Below are 16,792 nucleotides of genomic sequence, written 5' to 3' on the forward strand. Positions count from 1 at the left end.
TACGAATGGCGTGACTGTAGCGCTCCCGGATGCCGGCGGAAAGGGAGCGGGCGGGTCAGCCCTCCCGCTCCCGCCCTGCTAATCCGCCGCGAAGCAGTAGAGCAGCCCCGCGCCGCCCGTGCTCTTCAAGGCGTCCTGGCTGCATCCGCCGCGCGTCAGGTGGGAGCTGTTCCAGGATTTGGCCGGCGGGTCGTCGTTGAGCCCGATGCGGTCGTGGTGGCCGACCATGGCGGCGCCCTCCGTCCCGCTGCGGGTCCAGTTGCCGCAGGTCCGGTCCTCCGCGCCGGCGAAGGCCGTGCCGTCCGGCTGGCTGCCAGTCAGGATGTCGTGGGTGTTGGGGGTGTCGCCGCGGCCCTTGACCGTTTCGCCGGTTTCGGTGAGCCCCGTCTGCTTGGTCAGGCCGTTGGTGGCGTGCAGTTCCTCCACAGTGCGGGCGATCACCTGCCCCTTGGCGTTCTGCCAGGGGCCGGCGCCGATGCGGTCGCGTGCGTTCACCGCCGGCCGGCCATCCGCCGCCTGGGTGGACAGATAGGCCTTCCAGTCGCGGTTCCCCGCCCCGACGGCCTGCGCCAACTGCCGGCAGTGGCGGTCCGCGCCCTCCAGCCCACCAAGGTCGGCGCCCTTTCCCGATCCGACGCTGGTGACGAAAAAGCTCATGCCGGAGGAGCCCCCGGACGTCTGCGCCGCTGCCGGGACGGCCGTCAGCAGAACAGCCGTTGAAATCGCAGCGCCGATACCAACCCCACAGATGGTGCGGACCATGAATGCCCTCCCCTACCTTGTCGTTCAGACGATGGTGGTTCGAGGACGCCGGGGCGGGCGGCATTATTCCCACATCCATTCGGCGCATCACCCAGCCGCATGATCGATCCTTCTTTTTCCCCCTTCCGGCGCAGCGCGAAATCCTTATGGTCCCCGACGGCCTCCTCATACCGGCTCGCTCGCGGAATTTAGTACAAATTTCGAACCATTTTATCCCCATAACACTAGAAAGGTTTATGCAACTCAAAATAATAATGAGAGAAAACGCGAACGAACACACGCCATCGTTATCGAAGCTTTAAACATTCAAAGACTTATTCGACCGCTGTTAATCGCTCATTAAGTCCGTTTTGGCAGATTTGGTCTTGCGCTCTCCTTCACATTTTTTTGGGTTCGGCGATGGTGATGGTTTACCACCCTTACGCGCTCCAGCATCGGCAGGAACGGCGGTCCGGGCGCAGGCTCGTGCTGGCTTTGGTCGTCGCGCTCGGCCTGCCCCTGGCGGTTGGCGCCGGCTACACCCTGGAGACGGTGCGCGGCTACGCGGTGCAGGCCCGCCTGGCACAGGCGGTGGACGCGGCGGCGCTGGCCGGTGGACGGGTGATGTTCGACGACCAGCGGGACGGGCACATCCGCACCTTCTTCGACAACGCCTTTTCCAAAAGCTTTCTCGGCACCCACGCCGCGATGCTGAGAATCGAGGACGATACGAACAGCGGTGTGCTGACCGTGCATGGCCGGGCGACCGTCAAGGCCCTGTTCACCCGCGTACTGGGCGGCAGCGATCTGGTCGTGGAGGCGCAATCGGTCGTGCGCCGCAACATCCGTGGCCGCAAGGGGTCTTAAGCCCTTCGAACCGCATCTCTCGGCGCCGTCGGATGGACAGCCACGACGGCGCCACACCCCTGCCCAATTTTTTTAAGGCATCGGGAAGGTTTGCGCTGATACCATGTGGAACTAGGTTCACCCACACCCCGTCCCCCCGTGTCCAGCATCCTGTCCCTATCATCGCCGTCGAACGCTCAATCCCTCTCCGGAATGAGTCGGATTCGGCAGATGCTGGCCAGCGAAGCCATCGCGGTGCAGCCGATCCGGCGCGTGCCGGGGGAACAGGAACGCCGGCGGTCCGACGATGTCTCGGCTACCGACGATGCGCTGAAAAGCGGAAACCGGACGGAATTGGGCGGAGCGGAAAGCAACCGCGCCCGCCGCTCCGGTGCCCCATCCAGATTTGCACTGGACGATGCTGAAGGTGACGATGGGCCGGTGACCGGGTCGTCGCCGCGCCTGAGCGCAACACCCAACGCCGGTTTCATCGCGCAGAGCATCCATCAGGATGCGATGGGCAGCGGCCTGCACATCGAACCCTGGTCCGCCGCCATCACCGCTTACCGCAAGGCCGACGCCGCGGCCTATGCGGCCGGGACGTCGGCTGGGATGTCCGTCTAGGCGGCGGACCGTTCCCCATCGCTTGTTAGGCCCCCATCGCTTAAGACGAGGAGTCCTCCCCGTAGATCTGCTCCTGCTGGTAGGCGGTCAGGCCCACGCGCTGGATCAGGTCGAGCTGGGTCTCCAGCCAGTCGATGTGCTCCTCGGTATCCTCCAGGATCTCCCGGAAGATTTCGCGGCTCTGGTAGTCGCGCACCGCGTCGCAGTCGGCGATGGCCTCCAGCAGGTTGCCGCGGTTGTGGCTTTCGATGCCGAGGTCGGCGGTGAACATCTCCGGCAGGTCCTCGCCGATCTTCAGCTTGTGCAGGTCCTGAAGGTTGGGAAGCCCTTCCAGGAACAGGATGCGCTCGATCAGCTTGTCGGCGTGCTTCATCTCGCCGATGGATTCCTCGTAGACCTTGCCCGCCAGCCGGTGCAGGCCCCAGTTCTTCAACATGCGGGCGTGCAGGAAATACTGGTTGATGGCGGTCAGCTCGTTCGTCAGAATCGTGTTGAGGTGCCGGATAACCTTCGGATCACCTTTCATCTACCCCTCCGTCTTGATTGGCCGCGCGATGTGGCGCGCGGCGCGCTGTTCTTTTGCCCGACGACTGGCGCCAAGTGTAAGCCAATAGCGCAGGATCGCAATCGGCTTCCGGTTCGGCTGGCTTCACGACCGCTCGCTGCGGACCGCCTCGGCCAACCGGCGTACCCCCTCGTCCCCGGCCATCGCCTCCACCGGCAGGCCCAGGCGGCGGCGCCAGTTGGGATGCTGATCCACGGTGCCCGGCAGGTTCGGCTGCTCCACCTCGCCCAGCGCGTCCTCGATCTGCACCATGGCGATGCGCCCCGGCGAGCGGGACAGGTAGCGGTGCACCGCCTCCATCAGCTCACGCGAGAAGGGTTGCGAGCCCTCGTTGTTCGGGTAGCGGACCGGGCGCAGCCCTTCCCGCTCCAGCGCCTGGAGCATCCACCAGCGGTCCACGCCGCGGTCCCAGACGTCCTTGTTCCGCGCCGCCTCGTCGGGATAGAGGTCCAGCTTGGCGCGCCAGTCGAGATCGCGGTTGGTCCAGAACCCCTTGAAGGTGGCGAGGTCGTGGGTGGTCACCGTGACCATGGCCCCCGCCGGATACTCCTGCGGCGCCTTGAATCCGCCATCGGCGCTGCGCTCGAAATACAGCACGCGGTAGCTGAGGATGCCGGCCCGCTCCAGCGCCGGGCGGAAGCCGTCGGGCACGGTGCCGAGATCCTCGCCGATGACGATGCAGCGGTTGCGCCGGCTCTCCAGCGCGATGATCCGCAGCAGGTCCTCGAACGGGTATTCGACATAGGCGCCGTCGCTGCCGTCCGCCGGAATCCAGAACAGGTGCTGCAGGGCCATCACATGGTCGATGCGCAGCGCCCCGGCGTGGCGCATGTTGGCGCGCAGCATGGCGATGAAGCTGCCATAAGCCGATTCGCGCAGGCCCACCGGCGACAGCGGGGCGAGGCCCCAGTTCTGCCCCTTCATGTTGAACTGGTCCGGCGGCGCGCCGACGTTGGCCCCCTGCACCAGAATGTCCGACTCGCCCCAGGCCGCCGCCCCGCCGGGATGCGCCGCCACGGCAAGGTCGCGGTAGAAGCCGATGGGCAGCCCGGCCCGCCGCCCGCGCTCCGCCGCCGTGCCCAGTTGGCGATCGGCCTCCCATTGCAGATACTCGAAGAAATCCACCCGCTCGGCCTGCTCTGCGGCGAAGGCCTGCACCTCCGGGCTGTCCGGGTGCTGGAAGGCCGGCGGCCAGGTCCGCCACATCCACTGGGACGGGTCGCGACGGTAGAAATGCTCGTGCAGCGCCTCGAACACGGCATGGCGGCGCAGCGGCTCGCCCATCTCGCGCCGGAACGCCTCGAACGCCTCGCGCCGCGCGTCGCTCTCGCCGAGCGCGCGGAAGGTGGCGTGCAGCGCCTCAAGCACCGGCATCTTCAGGGCGGAGACGGCGGGATAATCCACCAGCTCCGTCGCCCGCACGGCGGCCAGCCGCTGCCGGAACTCCTCCGACGCGATGAGTGCCTGCGCCTGCGGCGTGGCCGCCAGTTCCGGCACCCGCTCCACGTCGATGTAGAGGATGTTGAGGAAGGTCCGGCTGCCCGGCGAATAGGGGCCGATGTGGTTGGGGTCGGCCGGGAACAGCGCGTGCAGCGGGTTCAGCCCGACCAGCCCGGCCCCGAGCCCCGCGGCCGTCTCGGCGAAGCGCCCGAGGTCGTCGAAGTCGCCGATGCCCCAGTCGTCGCCGCTTTTCAGCGCGTAAAGTTGCAGCCCGATGCCCCAGGTCCGCCCGCCGGGGACCACGTCCTCCACCGTCAGGCAGCGCTGCGGCGCGACGATCAGCACCGTGCCGCCCTCCAGCGTCCCGCCCATGCCCTGGGGCCGGATCACCACCGTCAGCCGGTGATAGCCGAGCGGCAGGGTCGGCGGCAGACGGGTGGACACCATCCGCCGTTCATAGGCCACGCCGTCGAGCACGCGCTGCTCGGCCAGCGGCAGGTTGCCGACGCGCAGCGCCGCGCGGTGGGCGAGCCCGCCCTCCTCGGTCAGCGTCCAGGTCAGCTCGGCGTCCTCCAGCCCGGCCGGGACGGCCAGGACGAGGCTGAGCGGTGCGCCCTCGTCGATCACCAGGACGGGGGGCAGCATGCGCCGCCACGCCCGGTCCTCCACCGCGTGCAGGCTCGCCGCCAGCTCCTCGCCGGTGCCGGCGGGATAGCCCATGGCGGCGGACAGCGCCCGCTTCGTCGCCTCGGAGGTCTCGCGCCGGTTGCCCCAGATGTCATGGTAGAAGGGCTCGATGCCAAGCCGTTCGGCAAGCCGGTCGAGATCGCTCATTCAGGGGTCCCCGCGTTTGTCGGTCGTGGCGTCTTGGTGGCGTCATTCTGGCCGCATCGGCCTGCGCGCGAGCATTGCGCGTCGGGTCGATTCCGTCCAGCCCCGAACATTCGAATTTTCATATTGACCGCAACGCTTTCGCGTGCGGCGACGGGGCATGGGTGACAACGCGCCGCAACCTTGGATGATCCGGCCTTCTTCAGCGGCTCACCATTTGCGGGGTCACGACCCGACCGCCTCTTTCGCGGCATCGCCATTCGCAACGGGCACCACCGTGGCGGCCCGCGCGGCCTCCGCCTTGGCCGCCTCCGCCTTGGCTTGGGCCATCTGCTCCAGGCGGGTGCGGTAGCCGGTCACGGCGGCGGCGACTTCGGCCATCATGGCTTCCAGGGAACGCGCCGCATCCACCGCCTGCATCAGGTCACGGGCGAGCGCGCGCACGCGCTCCAGCTCCTCCGCCGCGACGGCGCCCGAATCGGCCTGAAGGCGCAAGCGCTCCGCCATCATCTTCAGGGACTTGGCAACGGACTCCACCGGGCCCGGCTCGCCCAGATCGTCAAGACGGCGCAGCAGGTCGTCGAGAAAGGCGGGGACGCGGGCCAGATGTTCCACCGCCATCCGCTCGGGCGGGCGGGCGGTCAGGCCGGTGGCGGCGAACTCGATCAGGAAGGCGACCTGGACGCTGATGCGCAGCAGCTTCTGCTCGTTGACGAAGTGGTTGGCCTCGGCCATGAGCTGCCGGGCGTTGATGTGCGCCCAGCGGTTGGTCGCCTTCAGCCGCAGCGTGTTCGGCGCGTCGAGCAGCGGCACCTGGGCGCCTTCGCGCGGCGACTTGCGCCGGTCGGGGCCGGTGTAGTCGGCGGTCACCACGAATTTCTTGCGCGATTCGATCAGGGCGGCCAACCGCTCCTGCACCTGCTTGGGCGACACCGGTTTCACCAGCAGATCGTCGGCCCCGGCGTTGGTGACGCGCATGACCAGAAGGGGCGTCGGCTGCCAGGTCGTGGCGACGATGCAGGCGTAGGGGTTGCGGGTGTCCGGCTCGTTGCGCAGGCGGCGGATGAGGCGCAGCGCCTCCGCCTCCTCCCCGTCGATGTCCAGCAGGATCAGGTCGGGGGTGGCCGTCGCCGCCATGTCCGCCGCGTCCCGGACCGAGCCGTAGGTCTCCGCCCGCTTCATCCCCAGCCGCGCCAGAACCTCGCGCAGGACGCGCTGGGTGTTGGACTGCGTGTCGATGATGGCGGCATCAACCAGGGAATAGTCGTAATCGGGCATGCGTCGATTCCGCGGAAACCGGAGGTGGAAGGTCCACCCCAGGCCAGGACGTTAGCACAGGCGGAAAATACCGCCTATTGACCCGCATCAACGACCGGGCGTTTCGACCTGCACGAACACCAGCGCCGTCCGCCCGTCCACCGGCATCGTCCGCCCGGCAAGCTGCATCCGCCCGTCGCCGGCCCCGTCCGCCACGCGGGTGTCGAGCACGCAGCGCCAGCCGCGCGCGTCGGGAACCTCGGGCAGGGTGACGTTGACCGTGTCGGTGTGGGCGTTCAACACGATCAGCAGCACCCCGTCGTCCTGCGGCGCCCCGTCCACCCCGGTGTAGCTTCCGGCATGGCCGTTCAGCAGCAGCATGATGCAGCGCGCGTGGCCGTTGCGCCAATCCTCCGCCGACTTCTCCACCCCCTGCGGCGTGTACCAGACGATGTCCTTCAAACCGTCCGCGGAGGTCCGGCGGCCGTGCAGGAACACCGGGCGGCGCAGCACCGGATGGGCCTTGCGAAGCGCGATCAGCCGCTTGACGAAGGCCAGCATCGGCCCGCCCTCGCCCTTCAGCCGCGCCCAGTCGAGCCAGGAGGTCTCGTTGTCCTGGCAATAGGCGTTGTTGTTGCCCTTCTGGCTGTGGCCGATCTCGTCGCCGGCCAGCATCATCGGCGTGCCCTGCGACAGGAACAGGGTCGCCAGCAGGTTGCGCTTCTGCTTGGCGCGGGCCTCGCGGATCCCCGGGTCGTCGGTCTCGCCCTCCACCCCGTGGTTCCAGGAGTGGTTGGCGGAATGGCCGTCGCGGTTGTCCTCGCCGTTGGCCCAATTGTGCTTGTCGTTGTAGGAGACGAGGTCGTGCAGGGTGAAGCCGTCGTGCGCCGTGACGAAGTTCACCGACGACCAGGGCCGCCGCCCGCGCTTCTCGAAGAGGTCCGACGAGCCGGCGATGCGCCCCGCCAGTTCCGGCAGCATGCCGTCGTCGCCCCGCCAGTAGCGGCGGACGGTGTCGCGGTAGCGGTCGTTCCACTCCGCCCAGCCCGGCGGGAAGTTGCCGACCTGATAGCCGCCGGGGCCGACGTCCCATGGCTCGGCGATCAGCTTCACGTTGGCCAGCGCCGGGTCCTGCCGCACGGCGTCGAGGAAGCCCGAACCGGGATCGAACCCATAGGGCTCCCGCGCCAGCACGGTGGCGAGGTCGAAGCGGAAGCCGTCGACATGCATCTCCGTCACCCAGTAGCGCAGGCTGTCCATGACCATCTGGAGGACGCGCGGGTGGCTGAGATTCAGGGTGTTTCCGGTGCCGGTGTCGTTGATGTAGAAGCGCGGGTTGTCGGGCAGCAGCCGGTAGTAGCTGAGATTGTCGATGCCCTTGAAGGACAGGGTGGGGCCGAGATGGTTGCCCTCGCCCGTGTGGTTGTAGACCACGTCCAGGATGACCTCGATCCCCGCCTCGTGCAGGCGGGCGACCATGGTCTTGAACTCCGACAGCACGCCGGTCGTCATGTAGCGCGGCTCCGGCGCGAAGAAGCCGACGCTGTTGTAGCCCCAGTAGTTGCGCAGGCCCTGCCCGACCAGATGCCGGTCGTCGGCGAAGGACTGCACCGGCAGGAACTCCACCGAGGTGATGCCCAGCGCCTTCAGATAGTCGATCACCGCGTGGGTGGACATGCCGGCGAAGGTGCCGCGCAGCGGGGTCGGCACCTCCGGGTGGCGCATGGTGAAGCCGCCGACATGCGTCTCGTAGATGACCGTGTCCGACCAGGGCACCGCCGGGTGCCGGTCGTGGCCCCAGGTGAAGGCGCGGTCGACCACCCGGCACTTCGGCATGCCGCGCGCGTTGTCACGCCGGTCGAAGGACAGATCCTCGCGCGTCGAGCCGACGCGGTAGCCGTAATGGGCGTCCGACCAGCGGAAGGGTCCGAACAGCGCCTTGGCGTAGGGGTCGAGCAGCAGCTTGTTCGGGTTGAAGCGGTGACCCGCCGCCGGTTCGTACGGGCCATGGACGCGGTAGCCGTAGAGCAGGCCGGGCCGGGCGTCCGGCAGGTAGCCGTGCCAGATCTCGTCGGTGTGCTCGGGCAGGACGACCCGCTCGACCTCGCGCTGGCCGGTCTGGTCGAACAGGCACAGCTCGATTTTTTCGGCATGCGCGGAGAAGATGGCGAAGTTGACTCCGAACCCGTCCCAGTTGGCCCCGAGGGGATAGGGCTTTCCGGGCCAAACGGCGGTGCGCGTGGCGGTGGAGATGGACATCAGGGCAGACTCACCACGGGCACGGAGATCGGGCGGAACCGCAAGCGGCTTGCGTCGGGCGCAGCAGGTGACCTAGCCGAAGCGGATAGCCACCTCTTGCAATAAAGGAGCGGCGCGCCGGTCACGTCAAGTGCGGAACGCCCCTCCTCCTTCCTCCTTTTGATCGAAACGCGCCCCCTACCCGGCCTTGCGCTCCAGCACCAGCGTGCCCAGCGGCGGAAGGGTCAGGCTGATGGAATGCGGACGGCCGTGCCATTCGGTTTCCTCGCTCTCCACCCCACCGGCGTTGCCGACGCCGCTGCCGCCATACTCGGGGGCGTCGGTGTTCAGCACCTCCTCGTAGCGGCCCGGCAGGGTGACGCCGACGCGGTAGCCGTCGCGCGGCATCGGGGTGAAGTTGCAGACCACGACCACATGGTGCTCCGGGTCCTCCCCGCTCTTGCGCAGGAAGGCGAGGACGGAGTTGTCGCTGTCGTTGGCCTCGATCCATTCGAAGCCCGCCGGGTCGCAATCGGTCTGGTGCAGCGGCTTCAGACCGCGGTACATGCCGTTCAGGTCGCGCACCAGCGCGTGAAGCCCATGGTGCAGAGGTTCCTCCAGCAGGTGCCAATCGAGGCTGCGCGCCTCGCTCCACTCGCGCCACTGGCCGAACTCGCCGCCCATGAACAGCAGCTTCTTGCCGGGATGGGCGAACATGAAGCCGTAATAGGCGCGCAGGTTGGCGAACTTCTGCCAGTCGTCGCCCGGCATCTTGTTGATCAGCGAGCCCTTGCCGTGCACCACCTCGTCGTGGCTGAGCGGCAGGACGAAGTTCTCCGAGAACTGGTAGATCAGGCCGAAGGTGAGCTGGTGGTGATGGTAGCGGCGGTGGATGGGGTCCTTCGCCATGTACTCCAGCGTGTCGTGCATCCAGCCCATGTTCCACTTGTAGCCGAAGCCCAAGCCCCCGAGATAGACGGGCCGCGACACCGCCGGCCAGGCCGTGGATTCCTCGGCCACCGTCATGATGCCCTGGTGGTGGCCGTAGGTCAGCTCGTTCATGCGCTTCAGGAAGGCGATGGACTCCAGGTTCTCGCGCCCGCCGAAGCGGTTAGGAACCCACTCGCCGGCCTTGCGGCTGTAGTCGAGGTAGAGCATGGAGGCCACGGCATCGACCCGCAGCCCGTCCAGCCGGTAATGATCCAGCCAGAACAGCGCGTTGCCCAGCAGGAAGTTCTGCACCTCCGTCCGGCCGAAATTGTAGATCAGCGTGTTCCAGTCCTGATGATAGCCCTGGCGCGGATCGGAATGCTCGTACAGGTGCGTGCCGTCGAACCAGCCCAGCCCGTGCGGGTCGGTCGGGAAGTGGCCGGGCACCCAGTCGAGCAGCACCCCGATCCCCGCCGCGTGGCAGGCGTCCACGAAATACTTGAAGTCCTCCGGCGTGCCATGACGGCTGGTTGGCGCGTACATGCCGATCGGCTGGTAACCCCAGGAGCCGTCGAAGGGATGCTCGGTGATCGGCAGCAGCTCGATGTGGGTGAAGCCGAGATCCTTCACATAGGGCACCAGCCGGTCGGCCAGTTCGCGGTAGGTCAGGAAGCGGTCGCCCTCCTCCGGCACCCGCGCCCAGGACCCGAGATGGACCTCGTAGATGGAGATCGGCGCGGTCAGGTCGGCGCTGGCGGAACGGGTCCGCTGCCACTCGGCGTCCTGCCAGTCGTAGGACGGCAGGCCGTGCACCACGGAGGCGGTCTGGGGACGGAACTCGGCCTGGAAGGCGTAGGGATCGGACTTCAGCGGCAACAGGTCACCGCCGGCCCCCTTGATCTCGAACTTGTAGCGCTGGCCGACGGTGGCGTGGGGCACGAAGATTTCCCACACGCCGGCTTCCATCCGCTTGCGCATCGGCAGGCGCCGTCCGTCCCAGTCGCAGAAATCGCCGACGACGCTGACCCGCCGGGCGTTGGGCGCCCAGACGGCGAAGGCCACGCCGGCCACCCCGTCGATCTCCCGCGGGTGGGCGCCCAGCCGCTCGAAGCTCTTGAGGTGCGTGCCCTCGGCCAGCAGGTGGATGTCCAGCTCGCCCAGGACGGACCAGAAACGGTAGGCGTCCTCGAACTCCACCGTCGCCAGCGGGAACTGGACACGCAGGCGGTAGCGGAAGGGTTCCTTGCGGTCGGGCAGCACGGCGACGAAGAAGCCCTCGTCATGGACCTTGTCGGCGTCGCCCGCCGGGTCGCCGGACGCGCTGTCGATCACCCAGAGCTTCTCCGCGCCGGGGATGAAGGCGCGGACCTCGACGGGCTGGTCCTTGCCGGTCTGGTGCATGCCCAGGATCGCGAAGGGATCGCCGTGGTCGGCGCGGACGATGGCCTCGATGCCGCCGCTCAACGGCGACACGGCCTTCGGCGACGCCTCCTGCGCCTTGGCACGGTTTCCCGTTCGGATGTCGTTCGGCATCGGCTGACTTTCCCCTTACCCTTGCTCGTTCTTGGGGTGTGAACATAGCGCCGGGGCGTTTGTCACACCACGCCCGCGGCGTCCTATGTCCCGCATCGGGTTTCGACTCAGGACTCGCCGTCCAGAAGACCCAGCACGCCCTTCACCGGAATGCCGATCCAGTTGGGCCGGTTGGCGGCCTCGTAGGCGATCTCGTACAGCGCCTTCTCCATCAGGAACAGCGCCAGCAGGCGGCGGTCGGCGGCGGTTCCGTCCGGCACGTCCGGGCAGGCGCTCATGGCGGCGCGGTAGGCCTCCAGGAAGCTCTGCATGCTGCGCCGCTCCCAATCGAGCGCCGCCTCCATGACCGCCCCGGCCTCCTCCAGCACGCCCGTCTCGTCGATCCGGAACAGCGCCGCCCAGGTGGCGTAGTTGAAGGAGCGCAGCATCCCCGCCACGTCGCGCAGCGGGCTGTGCTTGGCCCGACGCTCCTCCAGCGACTTCGCCGGCTCACCCTCGAAATCGATGATGTACCAGTCGTTCTGGGCGCGCAGCACCTGCCCCAGGTGATAGTCGCCGTGGATGCGCGTCTTGTCGCCCTGCGGCGGGGTGTCCGCCAGCTCGGCCAGCCGGTTCATCACGTCGGCGCGGCGGGCCAGCAGCGATTCCGCCTGCTCGCGCACGGCGGGGGCCAGCCGGTCCAGCGCGCCGGGCAGCGCGGCGAAGGCGGCTTCGGCCTGACGGCGGGCGGCCTCGCCCCAGCCCTTCAGGTCGGCGGCGGTGACCGGTTCCGGATCAAAGGCTGGATCGCCGGTGCGCTTCGCCAGCGCGCAGTGGAGTTCCGCCGTGCGCTGGCCGAGCGTCGCCATCATGGCGGCGTGCATGCCGAAGGGTTCGCCCTCGGTCGGCTCCTCGGGGTCGTGGGCGAGGCCGAGACGGATGTCGTCCAGGTCGCGCACCAGTGAGTCGACGGTGCTGCTCCAGCCGTCGCCCTGGTTGCGGACATAGCCCTGGAGAACGAACAGCGCCGTCGGCGTGCCGTCCTCCGCCACATGCTCGACGGAACCGAGCAGTGGCGGCGTGTTCTGGAAGCCAGCCACCTCGGTCAGGAAGCGTCCGACCTCCAGTTCGGGATGGGCGCCGGGGGTCAGGCGGCGGAACGCCTTCAGCACGGCCTGGCTGCCGACCAGGATGGAGCTGTTGCTCTGCTCCACGCCCAGGCGGCGGATCTCGGTGTCGTCGTCCACCGTCAGGTCGGCCATGCAGGCCGTCGGCGAGAAGCGCAGGTGCCCGTGCGATGCCGGGATCTCCCGCCCCTCGCGCAGGGCGGTCAGCAGGCTGCGGGTGAAGGCGTCGGCCTGCATGGCGTCGTAGATGGCACCGGTGCGCGGGCCGCGCCGGGCCTTGGCCAGCGTGAAGGGCAGCAGCGGCCAGCCGGTGTTGCCGGCGTTCTCCTCCCAGCTCATGGCGAGCGGCAGGAAGTAGGACTGCGTGCCGCCACCGGAAAGCTCGACCTCGGTGTGGAGCAGCATGAAGCCGTCGCCCGGCCCATTCAGCCGCGCGGACACCGGGACATGCGCGCGTTCGATCCGGCGGTCCTTGGCAGCGAACCAGCGCTGCTGCGGCAGATAGGCCTGCAGGATGTCGCGTGCCAGCTCGGCCTCCGCGCGACCGCTGATCAGGCTCTTCCAGCCGTCGCGCACCACGACCGTCAGCAGGTCGGGCACCGGCTCCGGCATCGTCTCGTGCCAGGACGGCAGCGCCGCCTCGGCGGCGAGCGCGAACCAGTAGAAGCCGTAGGCCGGGATGGTCAGCAGATAGGGCAGATCGCCGACCGGCGGGAAGACCGTGCGGCCCAGCATCTCCACCGGCACGCGGCCGCGGAACTGCTTCAGGTCCAGCTCCACCGCCTGGGCGGAGCGGGACAGATTCGCCACGCAGAGGATGACCTCGTCGCCCTCCTCCGTCGAATGGCAGCGCAGATAGGCCAGGACCTTGCGGTTGCCCGGATAGAGGAGCTGGAAGCTGCCGCGCCCGAAGGCCTTGTGCTGCTGGCGCACGGCGATCAGCCGCTTCATCCAGTTCAGCAGAGACGACGGGCTGCGCTGCTGCGCCTCGACGTTGATGGCCTGGAAGCCGTAGATCGGGTCCTGAATCGCCGGCAGGTACAGCCGCGCCGGGTCGGCGCGCGAGAAGCCGCCGTTGCGGTCGGGCGACCACTGCATCGGCGTGCGCACGCCGTCGCGGTCGCCGAGATAGATGTTGTCGCCCATGCCGATCTCGTCGCCGTAATAGAGCACCGGCGTGCCCGGCATGGACAGCAGCAGGCTCTTCAGCAGCTCGATCTTGCGGCGGTCGTTCTGGAGCAGCGGGGCGAGGCGCCGCCGGATGCCCAGGTTGATGCGCATGCGCCGGTCGGCGGCGTAGAAGTCCCAGAGATAGTCCCGCTCGCGGTCGGTCACCATTTCCAGCGTCAGCTCGTCATGGTTGCGCAGGAAGATGGCCCACTGGCACTCGTCCGGGATGTCCGGGGTCTGGCGCATGATGTCGGCGATGGGGTGCCGGTCTTCCATGGCGACGGCCATGTAGATGCGCGGCATCAGCGGGAAGTGGAAGGCCATGTGGCATTCGTCGCCGCCCTTCTCCAGATCGCCGAAATAGGGCAGCACGTCCTCCGGCCACTGGTTCGCCTCGGCCAGCAGCATGCGGTCGCCGTAGCCCTTGTCGATCTCCGTGCGGATCGCCTTCAGGACGTCGTGGGTTTCCGGCAGGTTCTCGTTGTTGGTGCCCTCGCGCTCCTTCAGGTAGGGCACGGCGTCGAGCCGCAGCCCGTCCACCCCCATGTCCAGCCAGAAGCGCATGACGTTCAGCACCTCCTGAAGGACCTTCGGGTTGTCGAAGTTCAGGTCGGGCTGGTGCGAATAGAAGCGGTGCCAGAAATAGGCCTGCGCTTCGGAATCCCAGGTCCAGTTGGACTTTTCCGTGTCGCAGAAGATGATGCGGGTGCCCTGGTACTTCTGATCGGTGTCGGACCAGACGTAGAAGTTCCGGTGGTTCGATCCTGGCTTGGCCTGACGGGCGCGCTGGAACCACGGGTGCTGGTCGGAGGTGTGGTTGATGACCAACTCGGTGATCACGCGCAGGCCGCGGTCGTGGCATTCGCGCAGGAACCGCTTGAAGTCCTGGAGATTGCCGTAGGACGGGTTGACCGCCTTGTAGTCGGCGATGTCGTAGCCGTCGTCGCGCAGCGGCGAGGGGTAGAAAGGCAGCAGCCACAGCGTGGTGACGCCAAGCTCCTGGATGTAGTCGAGCTTCTGCGTCAGGCCGGCGATGTCGCCGATGCCGTCGTTGTCGGCGTCGAAGAACGCCTTAACGTGAAGCTGATAGATGACCGCGTCCTTGTACCAGAGCGTGTCGTTCCGATCGATCCGGCCATTGTCCGAGTTCTTCATCCGCCGCCGTCGCTCCGCTGGTCTGGTGGAGCGGGGCCGCCGCACGGGCGGGGAATCCCGCGCCCATCCGGCAGCCGCGCCACATCATAAACCAGTTAGAGTTGGGTCCGTTCCACGGCAAAGGCAACGTTGGACGCGAAACCTGCGATGGCGGACCACCATCGGAGGCGGTGCCGGACTCAGGCGGAGGCCCGCTTCCGCTTGGCGCCCGGGGTCAGGTTGCGGTAGACGCCCTGATCCTCTTCGATGAAATGCGCGATCAGGCGGTGTTCGACCCAGTTGGTCAGTTCGTTGGGCGTGCAGAAGACGACGCCGTACGGCCCTTCGAACCTCAGGGCCAGCAGCTCCTCAGTGATCTGCCGGTGCAGCCGCTTGTGCTTCTCGACAGCAGCGCTCTTGGCGTCGATCCAGAACTGCTCCTCGTCGGAGAAATGCTCCTCCGTGTACTTGACCAGGGCGGCGAAGGCGTTCTGAATGATCTTGTAGCCCTGCCCCGCCGCCACCGCCATGTGCAGCAGTCCGGCCAGTTCCAGAAGCGTCCGGTGCTGTTCGTCGATGGATTCGTTTCCGACCGTGTATTCGGACTTCCACGGAAAGCGGGCGGATGGCTGCATGGGGGCCTGCCGACGAACGGCTGTGCTTAAGGTGTGGGGAACGCCGCAAGATAGCACCCCGAACCGCCCGCCGGGGTCGGACAACTTGCCGCAAATCGAGTCTGCGCCCGGCGCGATAAATACAATTTGCGGCAAAATTCATCCATCGCGCCGGATCACCCCGCCACGGGCTTCGTCATATAAGTCATTCCGCCGCCATAGGAGGCCAGCTTGGCCGCCAGCCCGGCCCCACCGTCTCGCGGCACGAATCCCTGCGCGTCCCAGAAGGCCCGTGCACCGGGGGTGGAGGTCAGGGCCAGCCAGCGGAAACCCTGCCGCGCCGCCAAGGCGTCCATGCGCTCCAGCGCCGCGACACCCAGCCCCAGTCCCCGCGCCGCGGGCAGCAGGGCCACGTCGTGCAGATAGAGGCAGTCCGGAGACTCCGGCAGCGCGCCGAGCGGCGAATCGAGGGGCGGCGGAACGCCCAGCCGGCCCGGATGCATGACGATGTAGCCGATGCCGATCCCATCCGCCTCAGCCATGGCGCAGCCCTCCGGATAGAGGGCCAGTCGCTCGGCGAAGACGGCGCGGTCTTCCGGGTAATCGGGGTGCACGACCTCGGCGATGGCCATCACACGGTCCAGGTCCGCCAGTTCCATCGCCCGCCAGCCCGCGTTCATCCGCAATCTCCCATCCTCCCCGCCCTTTCCAGCCTTCCAGCCCACCAGCCGGGCGCGCTATGGTGGCCGTTCGCCCACCAGCCGACCGGAGGACCACCCATGACCGACACCGCCGCGGCGAGCCTGCTGCCCAAGGTGCGGACCATCGCCCACGAAGCGGGTCAGGTGATCCTGCGCTTCTACAACGACGGCATCGACGCCGCCACAAAGGTCGACGGCAGCCCGGTCACCCAGGCCGATCTGGCCGCCGAGCACATCATCACCCCGGCCCTGCACCACATCGCACCCGGCATTCCCGTGGTGGCCGAGGAGGCCGTGGCCGCCGGGAACCGGCCGGACATTTCCGGCGGACGCTTCTGGCTGGTCGATCCGCTCGACGGCACCAAGGAATTCATCAGCCGCAACGGCGAGTTCACCGTCAACATCGCCCTGATCGAGGGCGGGCGTCCGGTCCTGGGAGTCGTTTACGCGCCGGCCACGGGTGACCTCTACGCCGCCTGCGGACCAGGCACCGCCGTTCATTGGGTGGAAGGTCGCCACGACTACCCGATCCAGGTCCGCAAGCCGCCCCCCGACGGACTGACCGTCGTCGCCAGCCGGTCCCACGGCAGCGGCAGCGAACTGGAGGGCTTCCTCGCCGGCTACACGGTGAAGAACCGTGTAACCTGCGGCAGCTCGCTGAAATTCTGCACGGTGGCCTCCGGCAAGGCCGACCTCTACCCGCGATTCGGCCCGACCAGCGAATGGGACACAGCCGCCGGCCACGCCATCCTCGCCGCCGCCGGTGGCCGGGTGGAGCAGCCCGACGGCTCTCCCTTCCTCTACGGCAAGGCCGACATCCTGAACCCCCATTTCGTTGCGTATGGATGGCAATGACGCTGTGTGACGCGGCCGTCGCGGTTCTGACCACCGCGGCGCCGCTGGAGAAGGTGCGCCTGCCGCGGGACTAGGCCGCGGCGTGGCGCGACGGGCGCCTTTCCGAATTCGGCACGCTGGCCCCGCCGGAACGCCCCGCCCGCCCGGAGCGTCCGCCCTTGATGCTGCCCCGCGACATGCCCAAGCGCGGGCGGGGCGTTCCGGCGG

12 protein-coding genes are annotated in these 16,792 nt (G+C 67.9%); 3 read left to right on the plus strand and 9 right to left on the minus strand.

Features of this window, described 5'->3' with window-relative positions:
* Window positions 1–78 precede the first annotated feature (78 nt).
* Window positions 79–657: a hypothetical protein gene (locus tag GBZ26_RS16220; protein WP_246653617.1), complete on the minus strand. Its 579-nt coding sequence runs from the start codon at window positions 655–657 to the stop codon at window positions 79–81.
* A 510-nt stretch (window positions 658–1,167) separates the two neighbouring features.
* Here GBZ26_RS16220 and GBZ26_RS16225 point away from each other — a divergent pair.
* Together GBZ26_RS16225 and GBZ26_RS16230 are read left to right on the plus strand one after the other, a co-directional pair.
* Window positions 1,168–1,608, plus strand: coding sequence for a hypothetical protein (locus GBZ26_RS16225; protein WP_246653618.1), 441 nt, complete (start codon window positions 1,168–1,170; stop codon window positions 1,606–1,608).
* A gap of 210 nt (window positions 1,609–1,818) precedes the next feature.
* Window positions 1,819–2,211: a hypothetical protein gene (locus GBZ26_RS16230; RefSeq protein ID WP_174439719.1), complete on the plus strand. Its 393-nt coding sequence runs from the start codon at window positions 1,819–1,821 to the stop codon at window positions 2,209–2,211.
* 40 nt (window positions 2,212–2,251) lie between these two features.
* On the opposite strand, the gene bfr is transcribed toward GBZ26_RS16230, so the two are convergent.
* The 8 genes from bfr to GBZ26_RS16270 form a co-directional block, all read right to left on the minus strand.
* Window positions 2,252–2,737, minus strand: coding sequence for a bacterioferritin (gene bfr / locus GBZ26_RS16235; protein WP_014240606.1), 486 nt, complete (start codon window positions 2,735–2,737; stop codon window positions 2,252–2,254).
* A 123-nt stretch (window positions 2,738–2,860) separates the two neighbouring features.
* Window positions 2,861–5,050 (minus strand): 4-alpha-glucanotransferase, encoded by a 2,190-nt coding sequence (gene malQ / locus GBZ26_RS16240; RefSeq protein WP_174439720.1) that lies wholly within the window; start codon window positions 5,048–5,050, stop codon window positions 2,861–2,863.
* A gap of 222 nt (window positions 5,051–5,272) precedes the next feature.
* The gene (locus GBZ26_RS16245) at window positions 5,273–6,325 is read right to left on the minus strand and encodes a response regulator (protein ID WP_174439721.1); all 1,053 of its coding nucleotides are present in this window, start codon (window positions 6,323–6,325) and stop codon (window positions 5,273–5,275) included.
* Window positions 6,326–6,412: 87 nt separating this feature from the next.
* Window positions 6,413–8,563, minus strand: coding sequence for a glycogen debranching protein GlgX (gene glgX, locus GBZ26_RS16250; RefSeq protein ID WP_174439722.1), 2,151 nt, complete (start codon window positions 8,561–8,563; stop codon window positions 6,413–6,415).
* A gap of 177 nt (window positions 8,564–8,740) precedes the next feature.
* Window positions 8,741–11,005 carry a 1,4-alpha-glucan branching protein GlgB gene (gene glgB, locus GBZ26_RS16255; protein WP_174439723.1) on the minus strand — a complete coding sequence of 755 codons (2,265 nt, stop codon included), beginning with the start codon at window positions 11,003–11,005 and terminating at the stop codon, window positions 8,741–8,743.
* 107 nt (window positions 11,006–11,112) lie between these two features.
* Window positions 11,113–14,436 (minus strand): maltose alpha-D-glucosyltransferase, encoded by a 3,324-nt coding sequence (gene treS / locus GBZ26_RS16260; protein WP_174439724.1) that lies wholly within the window; start codon window positions 14,434–14,436, stop codon window positions 11,113–11,115.
* A gap of 179 nt (window positions 14,437–14,615) precedes the next feature.
* On the minus strand, window positions 14,616–15,050 hold the full coding sequence (locus tag GBZ26_RS16265) for a bacteriohemerythrin (RefSeq protein WP_174439725.1): 435 nt from the start codon (window positions 15,048–15,050) through the stop codon (window positions 14,616–14,618).
* A gap of 155 nt (window positions 15,051–15,205) precedes the next feature.
* Entirely contained in the window at window positions 15,206–15,709 is a 504-nt protein-coding gene (locus GBZ26_RS16270) for a GNAT family N-acetyltransferase (protein WP_174439726.1), read from the minus strand.
* 99 nt (window positions 15,710–15,808) lie between these two features.
* Here GBZ26_RS16270 and cysQ point away from each other — a divergent pair, with 99 nt between their 5' ends.
* Window positions 15,809–16,585 (plus strand): 3'(2'),5'-bisphosphate nucleotidase CysQ, encoded by a 777-nt coding sequence (gene cysQ / locus GBZ26_RS16275; protein ID WP_174439727.1) that lies wholly within the window; start codon window positions 15,809–15,811, stop codon window positions 16,583–16,585.
* Window positions 16,586–16,792 lie beyond the last annotated feature (207 nt).

Source organism: Azospirillum formosense, from assembly GCF_013340925.1.
Classification (GTDB): Bacteria; Pseudomonadota; Alphaproteobacteria; order Azospirillales; family Azospirillaceae; genus Azospirillum; species Azospirillum formosense.